This is a genomic window from Pseudactinotalea sp. Z1748 (assembly GCF_049725185.1).
Classification (GTDB): Bacteria; Actinomycetota; Actinomycetes; order Actinomycetales; family Beutenbergiaceae; genus CALKWS01.
The window spans coordinates 234,608-253,231 of record NZ_JBMPQB010000005.1; the positions used below are offsets into that span (position 1 = coordinate 234,608).

General features: G+C 68.4%; 21 protein-coding genes and 1 tRNA gene. 6 read left to right on the forward strand and 16 right to left on the reverse strand.

Going from position 1 to position 18,624, the window contains the following annotated elements; genetic code table 11:
- Nucleotides 1–16: 16 nt before the first annotated feature.
- Nucleotides 17–640 (reverse strand): nitroreductase family protein, encoded by a 624-nt coding sequence (locus tag ACO0LU_RS12830; RefSeq protein WP_424791741.1) that lies wholly within the window; start codon nt 638–640, stop codon nt 17–19.
- The gene (locus ACO0LU_RS12835; protein ID WP_424791742.1) at nt 637–1,584 is read right to left on the reverse strand and encodes an NAD(P)-dependent oxidoreductase; all 948 of its coding nucleotides are present in this window, start codon (nt 1,582–1,584) and stop codon (nt 637–639) included. Before ACO0LU_RS12835 ends, ACO0LU_RS12830 begins: the two co-directional genes overlap by 4 nt.
- A gap of 226 nt (nt 1,585–1,810) precedes the next feature.
- On the opposite strand from ACO0LU_RS12835, the gene ACO0LU_RS12840 reads away from it, so the two are divergent.
- Entirely contained in the window at nt 1,811–2,401 is a 591-nt protein-coding gene (locus tag ACO0LU_RS12840; RefSeq protein ID WP_424791743.1) for a DUF1697 domain-containing protein, read from the forward strand.
- A 184-nt stretch (nt 2,402–2,585) separates the two neighbouring features.
- Here ACO0LU_RS12840 and aceB read toward each other — a convergent pair whose 3' ends face one another.
- Both aceB and aceA read right to left on the reverse strand, forming a co-directional pair.
- Nucleotides 2,586–4,250, reverse strand: a complete 1,665-nt coding sequence (aceB, locus tag ACO0LU_RS12845) for a malate synthase A (protein WP_424791744.1) — start codon at nt 4,248–4,250, stop codon at nt 2,586–2,588.
- Complete coding sequence (gene aceA, locus ACO0LU_RS12850; RefSeq protein WP_424791745.1) at nt 4,250–5,593, reverse strand: isocitrate lyase; 1,344 nt, start codon at nt 5,591–5,593, stop codon at nt 4,250–4,252. Before aceA ends, aceB begins: the two co-directional genes overlap by 1 nt.
- Nucleotides 5,594–5,728: 135 nt before the next feature.
- Between aceA and ACO0LU_RS12855 the strand changes: the two genes are divergently transcribed.
- From ACO0LU_RS12855 to ACO0LU_RS12875, 5 genes are all read left to right on the forward strand, one after another.
- A complete protein-coding gene (locus ACO0LU_RS12855; protein WP_424791746.1) occupies nt 5,729–7,192 on the forward strand; it encodes a helix-turn-helix domain-containing protein in 1,464 nt (487 codons plus the stop codon).
- A gap of 112 nt (nt 7,193–7,304) precedes the next feature.
- Nucleotides 7,305–8,285 (forward strand): LLM class flavin-dependent oxidoreductase, encoded by a 981-nt coding sequence (locus tag ACO0LU_RS12860; protein WP_424791747.1) that lies wholly within the window; start codon nt 7,305–7,307, stop codon nt 8,283–8,285.
- Between the two features lie 196 nt (nt 8,286–8,481).
- Nucleotides 8,482–8,679 (forward strand): DUF3322 domain-containing protein, encoded by a 198-nt coding sequence (locus tag ACO0LU_RS12865; protein ID WP_424791853.1) that lies wholly within the window; start codon nt 8,482–8,484, stop codon nt 8,677–8,679.
- 383 nt (nt 8,680–9,062) lie between these two features.
- Entirely contained in the window at nt 9,063–9,866 is an 804-nt protein-coding gene (locus tag ACO0LU_RS12870; RefSeq protein ID WP_424791748.1) for a tyrosine-type recombinase/integrase, read from the forward strand.
- Nucleotides 9,867–9,881: 15 nt separating this feature from the next.
- A tRNA-Arg gene (locus ACO0LU_RS12875) sits at nt 9,882–9,955 on the forward strand.
- A gap of 1 nt (nt 9,956) precedes the next feature.
- Here the strand turns inward: ACO0LU_RS12875 and ACO0LU_RS12880 are convergent.
- The 12 genes from ACO0LU_RS12880 to ACO0LU_RS12935 all read right to left on the reverse strand — a co-directional run bounded on the left by ACO0LU_RS12880 (nt 9,957) and on the right by ACO0LU_RS12935 (nt 18,156).
- Nucleotides 9,957–10,751 carry a tyrosine-type recombinase/integrase gene (locus tag ACO0LU_RS12880; protein ID WP_424791749.1) on the reverse strand — a complete coding sequence of 265 codons (795 nt, stop codon included), beginning with the start codon at nt 10,749–10,751 and terminating at the stop codon, nt 9,957–9,959.
- Nucleotides 10,752–11,065: 314 nt separating this feature from the next.
- Entirely contained in the window at nt 11,066–11,218 is a 153-nt protein-coding gene (locus tag ACO0LU_RS12885; protein WP_424791750.1) for a hypothetical protein, read from the reverse strand.
- 134 nt (nt 11,219–11,352) lie between these two features.
- On the reverse strand, nt 11,353–11,628 hold the full coding sequence (locus ACO0LU_RS12890; RefSeq protein WP_424791751.1) for a phage holin: 276 nt from the start codon (nt 11,626–11,628) through the stop codon (nt 11,353–11,355).
- Nucleotides 11,629–11,630: 2 nt separating this feature from the next.
- Nucleotides 11,631–12,482, reverse strand: coding sequence for a peptidoglycan recognition protein family protein (locus ACO0LU_RS12895; protein WP_424791752.1), 852 nt, complete (start codon nt 12,480–12,482; stop codon nt 11,631–11,633).
- A gap of 18 nt (nt 12,483–12,500) precedes the next feature.
- Nucleotides 12,501–12,809, reverse strand: coding sequence for a hypothetical protein (locus ACO0LU_RS12900; protein WP_424791753.1), 309 nt, complete (start codon nt 12,807–12,809; stop codon nt 12,501–12,503).
- 8 nt (nt 12,810–12,817) lie between these two features.
- Nucleotides 12,818–13,042, reverse strand: a complete 225-nt coding sequence (locus ACO0LU_RS12905; protein WP_424791754.1) for a hypothetical protein — start codon at nt 13,040–13,042, stop codon at nt 12,818–12,820.
- Nucleotides 13,039–13,335, reverse strand: a complete 297-nt coding sequence (locus tag ACO0LU_RS12910) for a hypothetical protein (RefSeq protein WP_424791755.1) — start codon at nt 13,333–13,335, stop codon at nt 13,039–13,041. Before ACO0LU_RS12910 ends, ACO0LU_RS12905 begins: the two co-directional genes overlap by 4 nt.
- Nucleotides 13,332–13,475, reverse strand: a complete 144-nt coding sequence (locus ACO0LU_RS12915; protein WP_424791756.1) for a hypothetical protein — start codon at nt 13,473–13,475, stop codon at nt 13,332–13,334. The genes ACO0LU_RS12910 and ACO0LU_RS12915 overlap by 4 nt, the downstream gene beginning before the upstream one ends.
- A gap of 1 nt (nt 13,476) precedes the next feature.
- The gene (locus ACO0LU_RS12920; protein WP_424791757.1) at nt 13,477–13,977 is read right to left on the reverse strand and encodes a hypothetical protein; all 501 of its coding nucleotides are present in this window, start codon (nt 13,975–13,977) and stop codon (nt 13,477–13,479) included.
- The gene (locus tag ACO0LU_RS12925) at nt 13,974–14,534 is read right to left on the reverse strand and encodes a carbohydrate-binding protein (RefSeq protein ID WP_424791758.1); all 561 of its coding nucleotides are present in this window, start codon (nt 14,532–14,534) and stop codon (nt 13,974–13,976) included. Before ACO0LU_RS12925 ends, ACO0LU_RS12920 begins: the two co-directional genes overlap by 4 nt.
- Nucleotides 14,531–15,685: a hypothetical protein gene (locus ACO0LU_RS12930; RefSeq protein ID WP_424791759.1), complete on the reverse strand. Its 1,155-nt coding sequence runs from the start codon at nt 15,683–15,685 to the stop codon at nt 14,531–14,533. The genes ACO0LU_RS12925 and ACO0LU_RS12930 overlap by 4 nt, the downstream gene beginning before the upstream one ends.
- The gene (locus ACO0LU_RS12935; RefSeq protein WP_424791760.1) at nt 15,682–18,156 is read right to left on the reverse strand and encodes a fibronectin type III domain-containing protein; all 2,475 of its coding nucleotides are present in this window, start codon (nt 18,154–18,156) and stop codon (nt 15,682–15,684) included. Before ACO0LU_RS12935 ends, ACO0LU_RS12930 begins: the two co-directional genes overlap by 4 nt.
- Nucleotides 18,157–18,624: the final 468 nt, after the last annotated feature.

Genomic DNA, 18,624 nt, shown 5'->3' on the forward strand with positions numbered 1-18,624 from the left:
CACCGGCGCCATGTGCTCACTCGGCCAGGTGACCCAGCGGCATGATGCCCAGGACGGTGTGGCCGGTGGGCAGCAGCGGTGCGGCCGCATCCGCCATCGCGGGCGCATCCAGCCCGCCGATGAACACGGTGCCATGCCCGGTGGCCGAGGCCCACAGGTAGAGGTTCTGGGCGATCAGACCCGCCTCGAGCCAGGCGAACCGCTCGCCCTGGCCGCCCCCGAGCTCGGCGAAGTAGCCCTCGGCATGCTCGGTATGTGTGCTGAGTAGCACCAGCATCGGGCAGGGGGCGAGCCAAGGGGCATCCACGGTGGCCCCTGCGAGCCGTTCGCGGTGATCACCGGCTGTGCGCATCGTGAGGCGGTGCACCGCGCCGTCGTACTCGTAGGCCCCGGGGGCCAGACCGCGTACCCGCCCGATGATCGCCGTCACTGCCACCAGGTACTGCCCGCGTGCGCTGGCGTGTGCGGCGCCTGTGACCCTGCTGGCGGCGTGCCGCAGTGCGCCGCCGACGTCCGCGATCCCCAGCGCGGCCTCCGGGAAGGACTTCACCGACCTCCGGCGGGCCAGGAGCGGGGTCAACGGGGTCTCGGGTCCGCAGGGGAGGGGGACGCTGAGCGTTCCGGCATCAGTCCCGGTCACGATTCGGTCCCCACCCGCGCGTTCGGGGCGTTGTTGTACCCGGTGCGGAACAGTTCGAAGACCACCGCGTGGTCCTGCTCGCCCCAGCCGCGCCGTTCGACCTCGAGGAAGAGTTGGGTGAGGAGCGCGGTCATCGGGCTGGGGGCGGCCTCGGCCATGAACGTCTGCATCGCGTAGCGCAGATCCTTGAGTTGGTTGGCGGCACTACCGCCCAGGGAGTAGTCGCCGGTGAGGAACTTCTCCTGTTTGAGTTCGAGCACGGCACTGTTGGCCAGCCCGCCGGAGAGAATGCTCACGGCGTCTTCGAGGTCCAGACCACCACGCTCGGCCATCGCCAGCGCCTCGGACGTCGCGGCCAGCGCTCCGGCCACGATCACCTGGTTACACAACTTCATCAGCGAGCCCGCCCCGAGCTCCCCCATCCGCAGCACGGTGCCACCGACCGTCTCCAGTACGGGCCGGACGGCCTCGGTGTCCGCTTCGGAACCGCCCATCATGATGCTCATGGTTGCCTCACGTGCGCCCATGTCGCCGCCGCTCATCGGGGCATCGACCACCCCGACGTCGTACTCGGCCAGATCCGCGGCCAACGCCCGGACCTCACCCGGGGAGGTGGTGCTCATCACGACCAGGCGCGGACGGTCCAACCCCGCCAGGCCGGCCAGCAGCCCTTCCGGCCCGAACAGCAGCGTGCGCAGTTGGGTCACGTCCGGCAGCACCGACAGCACCACGGGCGCGGCCGCGTCATGGGGTGTTCGTGCCCGGGTGGCGCCGACGGATTCCAGGTCCGATGCCGGTCCGGGCGAGCGGTTCCAGACCGTGACGCCGTAACCGGCGCCCACCAGGTTGCGCGCCACCGGCGCCCCCATGACACCCAGCCCCATCACCGCCACCGAGGCTTGGCCGGCCCCCGATCGTGCTGCTCCGGTGGGCGTGGTACTCATCGATGTTCTCCCGGCTGACGGTCAGGGCACTGGCTCATTCCCCCATTGTGCCCGGGCCACGGCGATCGTCACTGGCGCCGGCTCGGCGGCTCACACATCGCCTGACCGCTCTCAGAGCCGGTGCAGCCCGAACCGGAAGCCGACCCGGGAGTATCAGCGAGGACCTGCGTTCACGCAGCGGCAAGGGTCCGTGCCCCGCACGCCGGAAGGGGAGTAGTTTGGGCCGGTGACGTCCTACTGCGCGCTGTTGCGCGGGATCGGCCCGAGCGATCCGAACATGCGCAATGACCGGCTCCGCGGGGTGTTCACCCGGCTGGGCTTCGCGGACGTGGCCTCGGTGATCTCCAGCGGCAACATCCTCTTCCGCACCGACGAACCCCACGACGCCGCTCTGCTGGAGGACCGTATCCAAGCCGCGCTGCAGCAGGACCTGGGCATCGAGGGGGGAACGATTCTGCGTACCCGCGCCGAACTGCAGGCCCTGGTTGACCTGGACCCGTTCGCCGGATTCACCCACGGCAAGTCCACCTACCTGACGGTCACCTTCTGTAAGCACCCACTGGACCCGGCATCCGAGCCCTTCCCCGAGCCGGACCTGCCCGGCGCGCGCGTGCTCGGCTACGACGACGATGCCCGGGCAGTCCTGGCTATCACCGACACCACCGGGGTGAAGACCCCGGATTTGATGAGTTGGCTACAGCGCCGCCTGGGCACCGGCATCACCACGCGCACCTGGCTGACTGTCACCCGGATCCTGAACAAGCTGCCGCAGGAGGACTCCAGGCCCGCAGGTGTGGGCCCTCCGCGCGGTACCTAGTGGGGCGCTGGGGGGTCCGGGGATAATGGGGACAGGGTAGGGAAAGTCGGGCCCATTCGATCCACAGGTGCTCCCACGCCTGGGTGCCGGGGTCCTCCTCGAGATCAGACCCAGGGCGCGGCCGTCGGCCCCGGCCGAGGCAGGCGGTGGCCGACGGCGTGGCTCGCCCGGGCGAGCTCGGTGCTCACAGGTAGCGGGCGTAACCGCGCAGGGTGAAGAACTCCTCGAACTCCTCGCCCAGTGCCACCTCCCGGAAGAGTTCGATGGCATCGTCGAGACGGGTGGACGATCCGTCACCACCGCCGCCGGCGATCTCGCGGGAGATCCGGGCGGCTTCGTTGCCCATGATGCGCTCCACCAGCTCGGTGGTGACATCCAGGCCCTCCTCCAGACGCACGCCCTGGTTCACCCATTGCCACACCTGGGTGCGGGCGATCTCCACGGTGGCCGCGTCCTCCATCAGGTGGTCGATCGCGACCGCGCCCTGGCCCTGAAGCCAGGCCTGCAGGTACCGCAACGACACGGCGATGTTGGAGCGCAACCCCTCGTAGGTCACGGCGCTGCCGGCGGTATGAAACTCCAGCAGGTCACCCGGGTCGAGGAAGTCCTCGCGCTGCCGCTCGAGCTGGTGGTCCCGGCCGCGCAGCGCCGGGCCAAAGGCGTCCCGTGCGGTGTCAACCAGCCCCGGGTGGGCCACCCAACCGCCGTCGAAGCCGTCCTCGGCGTCGCGGGCCTTGTCCGCGCGGACCCGCTGCAGCGCCGAGAGCGCCGCGGGCCGGTCGGTGCGGCTGGGCAGGTAGGCGCTCATGCCACCGATCGCGTGGGCGCCACGCTTGTGACAAATGGCGACCATGCGCTCGCAGTAGGCCCGCATGAACGGCGTGGTCATCGTGACCGCTGCGCGGTCGGGCAGGACGGCCTCGCGGCCCCTGCTGCGCAAGGTCTTGATGATGGAGAAGATGTAGTCCCACCGTCCGGCGTTCAGCCCGGCGGAGTGCTCGCGCAGTTCATACAGGATCTCTTCCATCTCCAGTGCCGCCGGCAGGGTCTCCACCAGCACGGTGGCGCGCACCGTGCCACGGGGGATGCCGTAACGGTCCTGGAGGAACAAGAAGATCTCGTTCCACAGCCGCGCCTCCAGGTGCGACTCCAGTTTTGGCAGGTAGAAGTAGGGGCCCTGGCCGCGCTCGATCAGAGCCTGGGCGCAGTGGTGGAAGTACAGCCCGATGTCGACCAGTGCCGCTGCGGGGTGCTCGCCGTCGATGAGCAGGTTCTTCTCGGGCAGGTGCCATCCGCGCGGGCGCATCATCACGGTGGGCGGGTTCGGCCCCACCCGGTAGTCCTTGCCGTCGGCGTTGGTGAAGTCCAACTCGCCGGTGGTGAACCGGATCAGGTTCAGCTGTGCCTGCATCAGGTTCGACCAGGTGGGGGAGGTAGCGTCCTCCAGGTCCGCCATCCAGACATCGGCCCCGGAGTTCAGGGCGTTGATCGCCATGGAACGACTCACCGGTCCGGTGATCTCCACCGTGCGGCGGTACAGCCCCGGTGCCGGCGGGGCAACGTGCCAGGTGGGGTCCTCGCGGACCGTGCGGGTCTGCTCCAGCAGGCCGAGCGCCTCCCCGGCCGCGATGCGCTCCTGGCGCTCCGCCCTGGCCTTCAGCAAGGTCCGACGACGACGGTCGAACCGGCGGTGCAACCACGCCACCGTGTCCAGGGCCCCGGTGGTGAGGACGGTCCCGGCCTCGGGCACCGACGGTCCGGTGATCTGCACCGACGGCGTGGCCGGGCTGGCGCCGGGGTGTGCGGCCGACGGCGTCTGGGTGGTGGGCGACATCGTGGGGGTGCTCATCAGAATTGCTCCTCTTCGGTCGAGCCGGACAGCGCCAGCGTCTGGGAGGTGGGGTTGAGTGCGGTGGAGACCCGGTCGAAGTAGCCGGTGCCGACCTCGGCCTGGTGCTTGACGCCGGTGTACCCGCGCTCGGCGGCGGCGAACTCGGCCTGCTGCAGCGCCGCGTAGGCGCTCATCCCGGTGCGGGCGTAACCGTGGGCGAGTTCGAACATGGAGTGGTTCAGGGCGTGGAACCCGGCCAGGGTGATGAACTGGAAGGAGTAGCCCATCGCACCCAGTTCGCGCTGGAAGGCGGCGATCTCAGCATCGTCCAGGGCAGCCTTCCAGTTGAACGACGGCGAGCAGTTGTAGGCCAGCATGGTGCCCGGGTGCTCGGCCTGGATGGCCTCGGCGTACCTGCGCGCGAAGCCCAGGTCCGGGGTTCCGGTCTCCACCCACAGCAGGTCCGCGTAGGGGGCGTAGGCCAGCCCGCGAGCGATCGCCGTCTCCTCACCGGCACGGGTGTGGAAGAAGCCCTCTGCGGTGCGCTCTCCGGTGAGGAAGGGCTGATCGCGCTCGTCCACGTCGGAGGTGATCAACGTGGCCGCCAGGGCGTCGGTGCGGGCGATCACCAGGGTGGGCACGTCGGCGATGTCCGCGGCCAGCCGCGCGGCGCCGAGGGTGCGGATGTGCTGGGCGGTGGGCACCAGCACCTTCCCGCCCAGGTGGCCGCACTTCTTCTCACTGGCCAGTTGGTCCTCGAAGTGCACTCCGGCCGCACCGGCGGCGATCATCGACTTCATCAGTTCGAAGGCGTTCAGGGGGCCGCCGAAGCCGGCTTCGGCGTCGGCGACGATGGGGGCCAGGAAGTGCTGGCTCTCCTCGCCCTCGGCGTGGGCGATCTGCCCGGACCGCAGCAGCGCGTTGTTGAGGCGGCGCACCACTGCCGGAACGGAGTTGGCCGGGTACAGGGACTGGTCCGGGTAGGTCTGCCCGGCCAGGTTGGCGTCGGCGGCGACCTGCCACCCGGACAGGTAGATCGCCTTCAGCCCGGCCTTGACCATCTGCACTGCCTGGTTGCCGGTCAGGGCGCCCAGGGCGTTGATGTAGTCGCTGGTGTGCAGCAGGTCCCACAGCCGCTCCGCCCCGAGCCGGGCCAGGGTGTGCTCCTCGACCACCGGCCCGCGCAGGGCGATGACGTCCTCGGCGGTGTGCTCGCGGCGCACGTCGGCCCAGCGGGGCTCGGTGGCCCACCGATGGCGCAACTCCTGGGCGGGGTTCGCTCCTGCTCCGTCCGGCTGGGGGGCACCGTTCGTGTCCGTCAGGTCGGTGCCGGTGCGGTGATCGCTCGCGGTGATGGTCATCGTCGTCTCCTTGGATTCGGTGCGGACTGCCTTATCGGGGCCGGACTGGCCATGACCCGAGCCTGGACAAGATTGCGCCGTACTTCTACGCCAATGTGGGTGAAAGAACTGCGGTTCTTTCGCTATGGTGAGGAAATGTCTCTCACATCTGCGACCAGAGCGGGAAACACCGTCCTGACCGTCGGGCGCCGCATCCGGCACTTCCGCACCGCGGCCGGCTTGACGCTGGATCAGGTGGCCGCCCAGGTCGGCGTGGCCGCCAGCCAGTTGTCGCTGATCGAGAACGGGCACCGCGAGCCGCGCCTGACGCTGCTGCACGCCCTGGCCGAGGCCCTGGGCACCACGGTGGCCGACCTGCTCGATGAGTCACCACCGAGCCGGCGGGACGCCCTGGAGATCGAACTGGACGCTGCCCAGCGCGGGTCGCTGTACCGGGCGCTGGCCCTGCCCACCGTGCGGCCCGGGCGCAAGCTCCCGATGGAGGCCCTGGAGGCGCTGGTGGGTTTGCACGGGGAACTGGCTCGCCGATCCAACGAGGCCAGTGCCACGCCGGAGGAGGCCCGCCGCGCCAACACCGAACTACGCCGCGACATGCGCGTGCGGGACAACTACCTGTCCGAGATCGAGGATGCGGCCGAGGCGCTGCTGGCGGCGGTGGGCTACACCGCTGGTCCGGTGACCCACCGCACCGTGGAGCGGATGGCCGACCACCTCGGGTTCACGTTGCACTACGCCAGGGACCTACCGTCGTCGACCCGCAGCGTCACGGACCTGGAGAATCGCAGGATCTACCTGCCCCCGCAGTCCATCCCCGGCGGGCACGGGCTGCGCTCCCTGGCGCTGCAGGCCCTGGCCCACCGCGTGCTGGAGCACACCCGGCCGAGTACGTATGCCCACTTCCTGCGCCAGCGTCAGGAGATCACCTACTTCGCCGCGGCCGTGCTGATGCCGCGCCACCGCGCGGTGGAGTTCCTGACCTCGGCCAAGAAGGAGCGGGAGTTGTCCATCGAGGATCTGCGCGACGCCTTCGGGGTGACCCATGAGGGTGCGGCGCACCGGTTCACGAACCTGGCCACCTCCCAGTTGGGTATTCGGGTGCACTTCGTCCGGGTGGGGCGGGACGGGACCCTGTACAAGGGGTATGAGAACGACGACGTCACCTTCCCCACCGATGTGACCGGAGCGATCGAGGGGCAACTGGTGTGCCGGCACTGGACGTCCCGGACCGTGTTCGATCACGCCGACCGGCCGGGGGAGTTCCACCAGTACACCGACACCCCCTCCGGCACGTTCTGGTGCACCGCCCAGATCGGCACCGGCACCGGCGGTGACTTTTCGATCACCATCGGTGTGCCCTTCGCGGACGCCAAGTGGTTCCGGGGCCGGGATGCCACCTCCAGGTCGGTCTCGCGCTGTCCGGACCTGAGTTGCTGTCGTGAGCCCGAGCCTGCTTTGGCCAAGCGGTGGCAGGCCGCGTCCTGGCCGAGTGCCAAACTGCATACCCACATCATGCAGGCCCTGCCGGGCGGGACGTTCCCGGGTGTGGATGACTCCGAGGTCTACGCCTTCCTGCAGACACACGCTCCCGACCAGGGGTGATCGGACCCGTCCGCACGAGCCCGGGGGCGCGGTGGGATGAAAGCCGGGACTCGATCGGTTGTCCCCATTGGCGGTGCCAGTCGGCACCGTCTCGTTGCGTGAAAGGTGCCCGATGTCGCTGCCGCTGTCCATCCTTGACCTTGCCTCCGTTGCCCGGGACCAGAGCGTTGCCGAGTCACTGGCCGGAACCGTGGCGCTGGCCCGGAAGTCGGAGGAGACCGGCTACCAGCGGGTGTGGTACGCCGAGCACCACAACATGGCATCGATCGCGTCCTCGGCCACCTCGGTGCTCATCGCCCACGTCGCGGCCCACACCAACACCATCCGGCTCGGCTCGGGTGGCATCATGCTGCCCAACCACGCCCCGCTGCTGATCGCCGAGCAGTTCGGCACCCTGGAGACCCTCCACCCGGGCCGGATCGACCTCGGTCTGGGCCGTGCCCCGGGCACCGACCAGAACACCTTGCGTGCGCTGCGCCGCGACCCCGCCTCAGCCGAGTCTTTCCCCTCCGACGTGCTGGAACTGCAGGCCTACCTGCGCGGGCAGAGCCGGATTCCGGGCGTGGACGCCTACCCCGGCAAGGGCACCGACGTGCCCCTCTACATCCTGGGCTCATCGCTGTTCGGTGCCGAACTGGCCGCCGTCCTCGGCCTGCCCTATGCCTTCGCCTCGCACTTCGCCCCGGGGGCCCTGCACGAGGCGATCGCGCTGTACCGCAGCCAGTTCACGCCATCGGAGCAACTGGGCGAGCCGTATGTGATCGCCGCCTACAACGTGATCGCCGCGGATGATCAGGCCGACGCCGAGCGTCAGCTCCAGGAAGTTATGCGCAGCCGGGTGGCGCTGCTGCTGGCCCCGGGGACGCAGTTCACCGACGAGCAGGCCGATGCGCTGCTGAAGTCACCGAAGGCCCAGCATCTGCACCAGATGATGACCTACAGCGCCGTCGGCACCCCGGACGTGGTGGGGGAGAAGGTGGCCGAGTTCGCCGAGCAGACCGGGGCCGATGAGTTGATGATCGCCCACCAGGGGCCGCGGGTGGATGAGCGGTTGCGGTCGGTCGAACTGTTGGCGGACGTGTACTTGGGCTGACCTCCGGCGGGTCTGGAACCGATGAAGCAGCGGCAACGGCCTCCCGGAGTTACTTCTCGGTGGTCGAGCAGATTCGGTTTCGATGAACTGCTGCGCACCAGCCCGCCGGGCGCGGTCCGTGAGTGGGTGATCGCGAAGCCCCTCGGGGCAGTACCGCATCCCAGGAACGGTCCAGATGCTTGCCGCCTAACACTGGCTGGACACCGCGACGAAGTCGAGCCGGTACCTACGTCAGATCGACGCACCCGGCGTGAACACGAAGTTCGTGGAAGCACGTCGCGGTGCGCTGGCCAAATCAAGCAGGCATGTAGCCTACCTGCACGGTCTGGGGTTAGCCACCAAGACCGGTGTGTGCGGACGCGGGTCGCCAGCAGCATCCGCCCGCGCCCGGTGAATGAACTGAGTTCGGCTGCCCTACACGCCTGAGGGGTGCCGAACCGACCCAAGGCTGCCAACCAGGAACTGGCGATGTTGCGGCTATGGGTCGATGGACCGCGGAGGAATCCGACGGTCTCCGCGTCGAGAACGCCCAATCGTGCGAGGTGCTGTTCGATCCTGGCGTCAACCGCGACGCCCTCACACGCGGAGGCAAATTAAGGTGCGAGCCCCAACCCTGGATTCGGCGGGCCAAAGTTGGAGCCGGGTGCGTTGGGTGCCCCCGGCAGGACTCGAACCTGCAACCTACGGGTTGGCAGGTTCACACCGCCCGGGCGTGGGTTCCAAGATTGGTGGCAGCATGACGGCGCGTCGGCCCCGTCCCGCGGGTGATGGTGGGATATGGATTTCAACGACGCGATCAGCAAGTGGGCCGTGGCGCTTCGTGGCGCCGGCCGGCCGAGGACCACCATCCGCACCCGCACCCAGCACCTGCACCAACTAGCAGGCGCCCATACCGGGGAAGGTCCGTGGTCATTGACGACCGCGGACCTTCTTGCGTGGTGCGGATCCCAGGACTGGGCACCGGAAACGCGACACTCGGTCAGGTCGTCCCTGCGAGGGTTCTACGCGTGGGGGCACGCCGCCGGGCACACCACCCACAATCCAGCGGCGGGGCTACCGTCGATCCCGCGCCGCCCGCCTGCTCCGAACCCGTTACCCGAGGCGGCGTTGGCGTCGGCGTTGTTGGCGGCGCCGGTGCGTGAGCAGTTGATGATCCACCTCGCCGCCAGGTGTGGGCTGCGGCGGGGCGAGGTTGCCCAGGTCCACACCGGCGACGTGGTGACGGACTTGCTGGGGCACAGTCTGATCGTGCGGGGCAAGGGTGGGCGTCGGCGCACTGTGCCGTTGCCGGATGACCTGGCCGACCTGGTCCTGACCCGGGGGCCGGGGTACATTTTTCCCGGTCAGCACGACGGGCACATATCAGCGCAATGGGTCGGTGACCTGATCGGCCGTCTGTTGCCGGCGGGGTGGACGATGCACACGCTTCGGCACCGGTTCGCCACCAGGGCTTACGCGTTCGACAGGGACGTGCTCACGGTGCAAGCGTTGCTCGGGCACGCTAATCCTGGGACCACGCAACGGTATGTGCGACTTCCCGATGATGCGTTGCGGCGGACGGTGGCCGCGGTGTCGGCGTAGGATCGTGCGGATTGGGCCCCTGTAACTCAGTTGGATAGAGTACTGGTCTTCTAAACCAGCCGTCGCAGGTTCGAGTCCTGCCAGGGGCGCTCACCGGGACGCCGCGGCCGCAATCCGGTGCAGGGCATCGTCGGACAGCGCGGCGTAGTGTTTCGCGGTCTCCACACTCGCCCAGCCCACGGCGCGGGCCACGGCGTAGATGTCACCGGTGTCTGCTATGCCTTGGGTGACGTACCGGGCGCGCAGTTTGTGGAAGGTGGCGTCGATACCGAGCCGGTCAAGGTGGCGGTTGACGCGTCGCTGTAGCGTGTCCGCGCCATACGTTGGCCCTCCGGCGGTGACGACGTTGCCGGTTGCTGCGGGCAGGATCTCATCGAGCAGCCGGGGTGAGATTCCCGCTAGGCGTTCCTTGCGACCCTTGCCGCGCACGTACAGTAGCCGCTTGTCCAGGTCCACGTCGGCCCAGTCCAGGGATGCGGCCTCGGAGACGCGCAGGCCACCGTAGGCGCCCAGGGCGAGGGCTCGGCGCAGGTCGGGCGCCTCCCGTTCGTCGCAGGCGTCCAGGGCGCGTTGCAGGTCGGTGCGCCCAATGGGGCGGGGGAAGGCGTTATCAACGGCAGGGGCGTCCAGGCGCCGGGTTGGGTCGTCGGGCCGGTGATCGAACCGGGTTGCCCACTTGTAGAAGGCGCGCAGGCAGGCCAGTTCGTTCTGCCGGGTGGCCGGTGCCATGTGGTAGCGGGTTGCCCACCACGTCTCGATGTCTTCGATGGTGGCGCTGAGCGGTTCGGTGAGTTGGTCCAGGACGGCGCGGTACCTGGCGATGGTATGAGGCGAACGGTTGCGGTCATGCTGCGCCCAGTGCAGGAACTCGGTGACGGCGTTCATGGGTGGTGCTCCAATCCGTATAAGCGTACTTATGGGTCAGTGGTGGTGAAAGAAAGCGCCCCGCCCACCGGTGAAGGCGGACGGGGCAGGGTCAGGCTACGCGGGTGTGTGGCGGGGCGCGTTATGAGCGACTTATGGCACCGAGTGGGCGTGGCTCACAAGTATGTCATTCCAGCCACGGGAAAGTTATGCCACCACCGTCTCGCGGCTTGCGGTCATAACTTCCGCGGGTCAGTCCAGGTCGTCCCCCGTGCAGCAGGTCAGCGCGCCTGCCCACGTGCGCCACTCGCGGTCGCACTGCGGGCAAGGGAACATCACGGCTTCCTCGCGGTGGGGATGAGCCCGCGACTCAATGCCACCACCACGGGGTCGCGGCCGGTGTGGCGGGCCAGGTCGAGGACCATGCCCCACATCAGGGCCAAGAGGTCATCCCGGTCGCGGTCGCAGTGCGCCAGGGGGTGCATCATTCCCACCAGCAGCATTCCGACGCCGCCAGGCGTGCACCCTGGCCGGTGTACTCATACCCACACTCGGGGCACACGACCACCACCTCCCGGTCGTCTACCTGGATGCGGGGGTCCAGCGGGCGGCGCATGGCACACTACCCGCCCATCTCGTCCGGTGAGTGACGCCGCGCCTCGTCCGCACCCTTGGCTACGGCAACCTCGGCCTGCAGCGGCTCCACGGTCTTGCGGGGCCGGTAGGCGGTGGCGGTGGCCGTGCCGAGAAGAGCGGCGGCCAGTGCGCCCCACAGCGCGATCTGCTCTTCTGCGATCAGGCCGTAGGCGCCGGCCAGGGCGAGCGCGGCCAGGGTCACCGGGTACAGCCAGTCACGAAGGCGGGCGGGGATGATGGGGTTGTCGGTTGCTTTGGGCATAGTCAGTCTCCCTTGATGGTCACGGTGGTGTCGATGGAGTCGATCGCTTCGGCCACGCCGTCGCGGGCGGCCTTGCGCACACCGTCGAGCAGCTTGGCCTCGTTGAACGGCTCGCCCTTGCCCATCGCGACGATGGCGCCCACGAGTCCGGCTTGCGCGGCTTCGACTTCGGCGACCTTGCGGTAGGTGGACACGGCGAACCCGCGCATGTCGGTGGTGGTCATCTGGGTCGGGTGGGTGTGGGTCCAGATACGGCGGATGTCGTCGTCGGTGAGGGGCACGTCTTCCTCTTCCTGTGCTGGTGGTGTGGGTACTGGGGTGCCGCGCATGAGGCCCGCCACGGTGGTGCGCACGGTGTTCATGTTGATCCCGGTCGGGTCGATCTTGCGTCCGGCGGGGCGGGCGGCTTCCTTGTGGCCGATGACGGCGATGGCGGGGTTCCACCCGAACTCGGCGCATAGTGCGGCAGTAAGAGCGTGGTAGGCGTCGAGCTGCACCTTGGGCCATACCTGCCCGGTGCCGGTGTTCTCGGCCTCAATGCCGATCGAGCGGGGGTTGGTGTAGCGGGCGTGGCTTACTCGCCCGGCGTGGTAGCAGAGCCCGGCTGCGATGACGTACACGCGCCCGGAGCGCCCCAGCCCATATTGCGCCAGCGGTCCGGGCAGTCCGCCGTGACCGTCGCGGACGACACGCAGCGAGGGGTAGTCACCAGTGGCGGCGCCTGCGGTGTGGTGCCACATGACGGACTGTGCGGCGGACATAGGGCCGTGGCCTCGGGTGCGCCATCCGGCGACCTCGATCACATCCAGGCCGGCGGCGCGGGCGACTCTGGCTAGTCCTGTGTAGTACGGCATGGGTGCCCTCGCTTCTGGTCAGGTTTCGGCTCGGCGCTGCCGGCGCCGTCGTTCCCGGCGCAGCAGTGCCACCCGCTCCCACGCCACCCAGCACAACCAGGCGAGCACGGCCAGCGTCACGGCCTGCATCACGACCAGCGGAATGGGCACCACGCGGGCGAGTAGTGATACCCCGAGTAGGGCGATCATGGAGTCCGCGGTGCGGATCAGGTGGCGCCCGCCCTTGTTGTGGCCGCTGAGGCGCCACGGTTTGTACAGGAAGCGGAACGTGAGCCACCCGGCCAGGGCTACGGCGATGAGGATGTTGCCGGCGATGAGGAAGGCCATAGGTGGGTTCACCCTTCTCGAAGTAGGTCGAGGAAGAGGTCCCCGAGGTGGTTGACGACCTGTTCGTGGTGCGCCTCGTCGCTCACGACGGCGGCTTTGCCGGTCAGGGCCCGCACCACCGGCCAGCGGGCACGGGTTGCCTGTAGGTCGGAGTCGGCCTTGACTAGCGCCTCGGTGGCTTCGGCCATGCCCTGGTTGGGTTCGGCCCGGTGTCGCGGTCGTCGTGGGGTCATTCATCTGCCTTATCGCGCAGTGCCCGCAGGATCGATACGGACAGTTCCCCGAGGTCGTTGGACTTTGCTACAGCGGTCGCGAGTTCGCTGACTTGCCGGTTCGCTTCGCGGACGTTCTCCTGGGACACCTCCGCAGCCTCGCGCCACCGGTCCCGTTCCCGCAGCGCTTCAAGCAGGTGGCGTTCGGGGATGATCTTGCCGCGGTACAGCATCAGCATCGGCACCGCGACAGCCAAGATCAGCAGCCCACCCAGACCCAAGTCAGCGATACCGAGCGAGACCCCTTCGATCATGGGCTACTCCTCAAGGTCGCGGGAGGGTTGACCAGTGCGTACAGGCCTGCCATGAGCAGCAGCAGGTACACGGTGGCGTGGGCGACGGCGACGATGCGGGGTTCGTTGACCTTCAGCCACAGGGCGCGCAGGGGGGTCATATCAGGGCTCCATTTGCGTTGCGGTCCACCAGACGAGGTGCTCACCCACGTCGGTTCCGGTCAGGCGCCGCGATCCGATGCTGGCCGAAGTGGTGCCACGGGATGAGACGTAAGCGGCGTAGTTGCTGTTTTGGGAGGTCGCGACGACGAACGGGTTCTGTGTGAACCGCCCCGCCGGGAAGTTCACTGAGGCGCTGGAGGTGGCACTGCTTGAGGGTGGGATGGTGACCGCGCCCGCGGCCACCGCGAACGGTTGCCGCCTAATGTTCATGCGCGCCACGATGAGGTGAGAGGTGCCGTATCGCAGGACGCGGACCCGGTCACCAGGGCCGACCGTCACGCCGACGTCGGGTGATGCGGCGAGTGATTGTGCTTCCCCGTCGATCCTTATGCGCACGGGGTCCACACTGGTGACGGTGGCGGGGAAGATCGACATCTGGCGGGCCTGTAGCCGGTTGATCGCTGACCACAGGGGCGCGAGTTTCTCGTGCAGGAGGCTCATAGCCGGTTCCACATGTAGCCGTCGTGTGGCGCCCAGGCGGTCTGTGAGGTGTGCGCGTAGGCCACTTCCCACAGGTCGCCGTCGTAGGTCACTACGACACCTACGGCGTACTCCACGCCATCGGGTGACCACTCGGGGTAATCGTCCGGGTCCGGTTCGACCGGCTCAACATTCTCTTCGATGAGTTCCCAGGCTTCGGGCACCACGCTGGGGGAGTGGGCCACAGGGTGCTCAGCGATCACCTTGTACAGGTCACCCTCGTAGACGCGGGTGGCGCCGGGTGGCACGGCGTCGAGGTAGCCCGCGGGCTCTTTCCAGGCCATGCCGTCGCGCACGCCCTCGGCGGCTTGCAGGTCTGCCAGGGCAGCACTCACAGCCCTTTTGGACGACTCCCGTCGCTGCCTACGCCGGTGCTCGGCGGACACCTTCTCAGCCTCGGCGGCCACTTCCTCATCCGTCCAGCCCTCATAGTCCGGGTCCGGGTCGGCCACCACCGGCGCCTCCGGTTCGGGCGTGTGGTCGGCTGGGCGGTAGGTGGTCACGTCGATACCCCTCACTGTTTGACCTCTCTCAGGGTGGCGTTCACCAGGTCCACGCCGGTATCCGACGCTGCGTCCCAGGACCAGGTGTAGGACTGGAGCACGCACAGCGCGTCAATCGAGTGCTCGGGCACGCGCAGTCTCACGGCGGCGTTGAGGTCCAGCGGCAGCCAGTCGTGGGCGATCTGGTACGTGGACGTGACGGCCGACAGTTCCAGCAGGCGGCGGGCGGCGATCTGGCCCAGCACGTCTACACTGGTGGCGTCCTGGTCGTGCTCGGTGTGCGTGATGACCCTGCCGCGTCCGGGGATCGAGTAGGGGTCGTCGGGGTTGTTGTTCTCCGCGACGGCGTGCGGGGCGGGCAGTTCTTCCCCGTCGGCGTCGGTTTCGGGTTTGCCGACGAGGATGACCCGGTTGGGTACCTGCCAGTCGTCGGCGTCGTGGGAGTACTCGGCCCCGAAGATGGTGTTGTTCTCGCCGGACTCGAAGACGTGTTCGACGCCGCGCTGGTCGGGGGGAATGTACCGGTCGATGCGCCATGTGCCGTCACGGTCCACCCAGATGGAGAAGAAGTTCCCGGCGTCCAAGAGTCCGCGCCGGTCCTCGGTGCCGTTGATCACCTGCAACTTGGTGGTCCCCGGCTCGAACACCATCGGGTTCTGCAACTCACCCCCGCCATCCTCCGGTGCGGCGATCCTGGTTTCGCCCACGGATTCCAGAACCTCGGTGACGGCGGCGACGATGGTGGTGCCCTTGTCGAACGTCCACGTTTCGGCGATTTCTTCCTGGGCGAGGAGGGCCATCTTGTCGTATAGGTCCCCCGCGCCGCTGGCCCCGAACTGGTCGAAGTCGGTGCCCGGCGAGGTGGGCAGGAACTCGCCCAGCGCCTCGTCGTGATCGTGTCCTTGCTCGCACACGTACAGGTACCGCAACCGGATGCGGTGCCGGTGCCAGTCGATGGCGCCCGGGTCGTCCACCTCGATGCTGCCGGAGGATCGGATCGCGTTGTGGATCGAATACTCCACGTTGCCGGACCGCACCTTGCCGAGTGGGCGCAGGTACCGGCCGCGGGTATCCAGCAGGTCGGCCACCACCTGCTGCCGGGTGCGGGTTCCTTGGAGGCATGGGCGGCCGGCGGTGACCTGCGCGGGAAACACGGTGGCGGTCATTCGGGCACATCCTCGCCCGGGTCGTCGTCTTCGTCGCCGTGGGACTGGTCGCGGGCCTCGGTCGCCAACCCCTCGGGCTGATCGACCTCTTCCATGGACCAGGACACCTCGCCGGTGATGCCTCGGTAGGAGTCGTCCATCATGCCCATGGACGCGAACCAGCGGGCACCCAACGGGTCGCGGTAGCAGATGACGCCGCCGGTGCGTTGTAGCGTGTCGATATCTTCGGGGCGTGATGCGCCGTCCTCGTACAGTTGCTCGCGGGCGTTGACGCTGATGGACCAGGTGCGGTGCTCAGCGGTCCCGGAGCGCTCCTGTGCCCTCGGGTTGCCGGCGTATCTGCGCACACTCTTCGCCAGGCCTTGGGAGCCGGAGCGGGTGGCGTTGGCACGCACACGCACCACGTCGGAGAAGTCGGTGCCACCGTTCAAATACACCCAGCCGTGGTTACCGCCAGGGCCATGTGTCGGCACCACCAACTCGTGCTCGTCGGAGTGCATCGCGGAACCGATCACACTCACGCTGGTGGCCCGGTAGTGGTTCACCCGCCGGTCACCAGGCGCCGGAATCGGGTCCGATATGGCCGTGTCCGGTGGCACCCCGTCCGCGATCAGCAGCCACGGCCCGTCATCGATAGCCCGCCACAGTTGCACTGACTCGGTTTCCAGGCTGGTGATCGTGGCCGTCGTCGGGGAATCGTGGGGCTGGCCGTCCCATGCGTAGGTGGCTAACGACCCGTCCTGGCCTGGCCCACGCGGGTAGTCGCCGTCAAAGTACGGGCCGGTGAACATGCCGCCCTCGACGATGGCTGCACGTAGGTACCGGCCCACGGTGTCGGCGGGGATCGTGGCGTCGGTGCGGTCCCAATATTGCGCGGACTCGCCCGTCTCGGCGTCGAGCAGCACCAGGGTGAGCGTCTCGGGTAGCGCCTCGGTGGGCACGGTCGCACTCACGCCAGCGGGCACATACACCGCGTCATGGTCAATGGACCACCACAGCCCGTCACCAGTCCACCCGACCGGTGCCAGTGCGGTCACCGCGTCGGCGTACGCCTCCCCTGCCGCCACCACATCGGGATCGATGATCTCGTGCCATCCGGCGTCACGTGCGGGCCGGTGGGAGGTGGATGCTTGCGGGGTACCGTCCCATTCCCAGCCGGGGGAGTCGCCGTCGCCCAGCCAAGGGCCGGGGTCCTCACCATTGAAGGCGACCTGCACGCGGCGGACCTCAAGCGAAGGCGACGAGAACGACGTGCCCGACTGAATGAGGATCCGAACGTGTTCGGCGCCAGCGTCGAGAGAGTGTTGGGTGGTGACAAAGTGCCACTGCCCATCGGCGGGGAACCCCTGAACATTGCCCGTGCCGGTGCCGCTGTCAACGTACCGAGTAAAGTGCACCGCGGCATCCGACTCGCCGGGACGCACCTCGGTGCTGCGGACCTGCACGCGCCACTGCACGGTGGAGGCGTCGCCCGGCACTGGGGCACCGCTCTCGTTGGGCATCCGCACCTGCCCGCCATTGAGCACCACATGAGACGCGGAGACGTACTCAACCGGCCCGCTGCCCACTTCGTCCCATCCGTAGAAGCCGAGGACGGGGTTCTCCAACCGCTCCCACTCCGGGGTCCACACCCGGCCCACACCCGTGTCAGGGTCAACCCACACCACCGACGTATCACCCGGCTCCGTAGCGGACCACTGCACCGGAGCATCGGTGTACGCGGCCAGGGCGTCGAGGAGGGCTTGGCGGGCGGCAAGCGGGTCAGCCTCGGCATCGGGGTCAGCCGGGCGGCCGCGAGGGTTCGTCACCACGTTCACGTACTCATACGGCTCATGCGGCGGCGCGGTCTGCACATCCACCACAGCCGCACCCAGGTCACGGTCAAACGCAACCCCGATCTGCGGCGGTGGGGGTGGCAGGTAGGACACCGGGAAGGTGACCTCGTCCGGTTCGGCAGACCACAGCCCCTCACCGGAGCGAACCTCAACCCGGATCGTGTAGGTGGCGTCATCGGATAGGCCGCGCACCAGGAACTCGTCCCGGTCATCACTGCCGGACTCCTCGGTGACGACGTTGCTGCCACGCAGCAGCGTCAACCGCCACCCAGCCTGCCCACTGATCTCACCCTCGTCACCATCGCCCTGATCCGGGCCGGAATAACCCCAAGTGACCAGAACGCTGCTGGTGTCGATCTCGGTGCCGTCCACCGGCTCATTGATCGCCACCGTGGGCCGGGACGTAGGCGACTGGAAATTCGACGCCGAATACGGGCCAGGGTCCGGGTGCACACCCCACGTGCGCACCTGCCACTCAAACACGTCCCCCGGCTCATAGGTGCCGCCGGGCAAAGTCCATCGCGACGTGGCAGAGGCAACCGCACTCACCGTCGTCCAGTCGCCGCCCTGCAGCCGGTGGCGGACCTGGAAACGCTCCTGCCCGCTACCGTCCGTGGGGACATGCAGCCACGACAACACCCGATCCTCACCCGCGTCCCACACCGTGGGCGGGCCCAAGTTTGTTGGCGCGGACGGTGGCGCAGCAAGTTGCACCACGTTCGAGGTTCCCCACCCGGACTGGGCGCTACCCCAGTCTGTGACAATGCGGCGCACCCGGTACTGATGCGTCACCGTCATATCCGGGTCGGAATGCACCCACACTGTCTGGTGGCCATTCGCCGTCAAGTTCGCGGCCAGCGTCCACGAACCGCCGCTCTCCCGGCGCTCCACGACCTGCCGCACCTGCGACGCCGGAATGCGCACACCACCAGACCACGACACCCGGATACCACCAGCAACCGGCGTCGCAGACACAGAGGGGGTGGGCGGCGTCGTGTTCAGGCGCCCCATGTCCAACCACGGGCCGTTGCCAGCGGTGTTATTCGCCCGCACCCGGTAGTGGTAGTGGTAGTTCCCCGCCACGGTGTCGGTGTAGGAGGTGAC

Coding starts and splice junctions, on each gene's coding strand:
- ACO0LU_RS12835 (WP_424791742.1), bottom strand. CDS start 1,584: ATGAGTACCACGCCCACCGGAGCAGCACGATCGGGGGCCGGCCAAGCC.
- aceB (WP_424791744.1), bottom strand. CDS start 4,250: ATGAGCACCCCCACGATGTCGCCCACCACCCAGACGCCGTCGGCCGCA.
- aceA (WP_424791745.1), bottom strand. CDS start 5,593: ATGACCATCACCGCGAGCGATCACCGCACCGGCACCGACCTGACGGAC.
- ACO0LU_RS12855 (WP_424791746.1), top strand. CDS start 5,729: ATGTCTCTCACATCTGCGACCAGAGCGGGAAACACCGTCCTGACCGTC.
- ACO0LU_RS12860 (WP_424791747.1), top strand. CDS start 7,305: ATGTCGCTGCCGCTGTCCATCCTTGACCTTGCCTCCGTTGCCCGGGAC.
- ACO0LU_RS12870 (WP_424791748.1), top strand. CDS start 9,063: ATGGATTTCAACGACGCGATCAGCAAGTGGGCCGTGGCGCTTCGTGGC.
- ACO0LU_RS12880 (WP_424791749.1), bottom strand. CDS start 10,751: ATGAACGCCGTCACCGAGTTCCTGCACTGGGCGCAGCATGACCGCAAC.
- ACO0LU_RS12885 (WP_424791750.1), bottom strand. CDS start 11,218: ATGATGCACCCCCTGGCGCACTGCGACCGCGACCGGGATGACCTCTTG.
- ACO0LU_RS12890 (WP_424791751.1), bottom strand. CDS start 11,628: ATGCCCAAAGCAACCGACAACCCCATCATCCCCGCCCGCCTTCGTGAC.
- ACO0LU_RS12895 (WP_424791752.1), bottom strand. CDS start 12,482: ATGCCGTACTACACAGGACTAGCCAGAGTCGCCCGCGCCGCCGGCCTG.
- ACO0LU_RS12900 (WP_424791753.1), bottom strand. CDS start 12,809: ATGGCCTTCCTCATCGCCGGCAACATCCTCATCGCCGTAGCCCTGGCC.
- ACO0LU_RS12905 (WP_424791754.1), bottom strand. CDS start 13,042: ATGACCCCACGACGACCGCGACACCGGGCCGAACCCAACCAGGGCATG.
- ACO0LU_RS12910 (WP_424791755.1), bottom strand. CDS start 13,335: ATGATCGAAGGGGTCTCGCTCGGTATCGCTGACTTGGGTCTGGGTGGG.
- ACO0LU_RS12915 (WP_424791756.1), bottom strand. CDS start 13,475: ATGACCCCCCTGCGCGCCCTGTGGCTGAAGGTCAACGAACCCCGCATC.
- ACO0LU_RS12920 (WP_424791757.1), bottom strand. CDS start 13,977: ATGAGCCTCCTGCACGAGAAACTCGCGCCCCTGTGGTCAGCGATCAAC.
- ACO0LU_RS12930 (WP_424791759.1), bottom strand. CDS start 15,685: ATGACCGCCACCGTGTTTCCCGCGCAGGTCACCGCCGGCCGCCCATGC.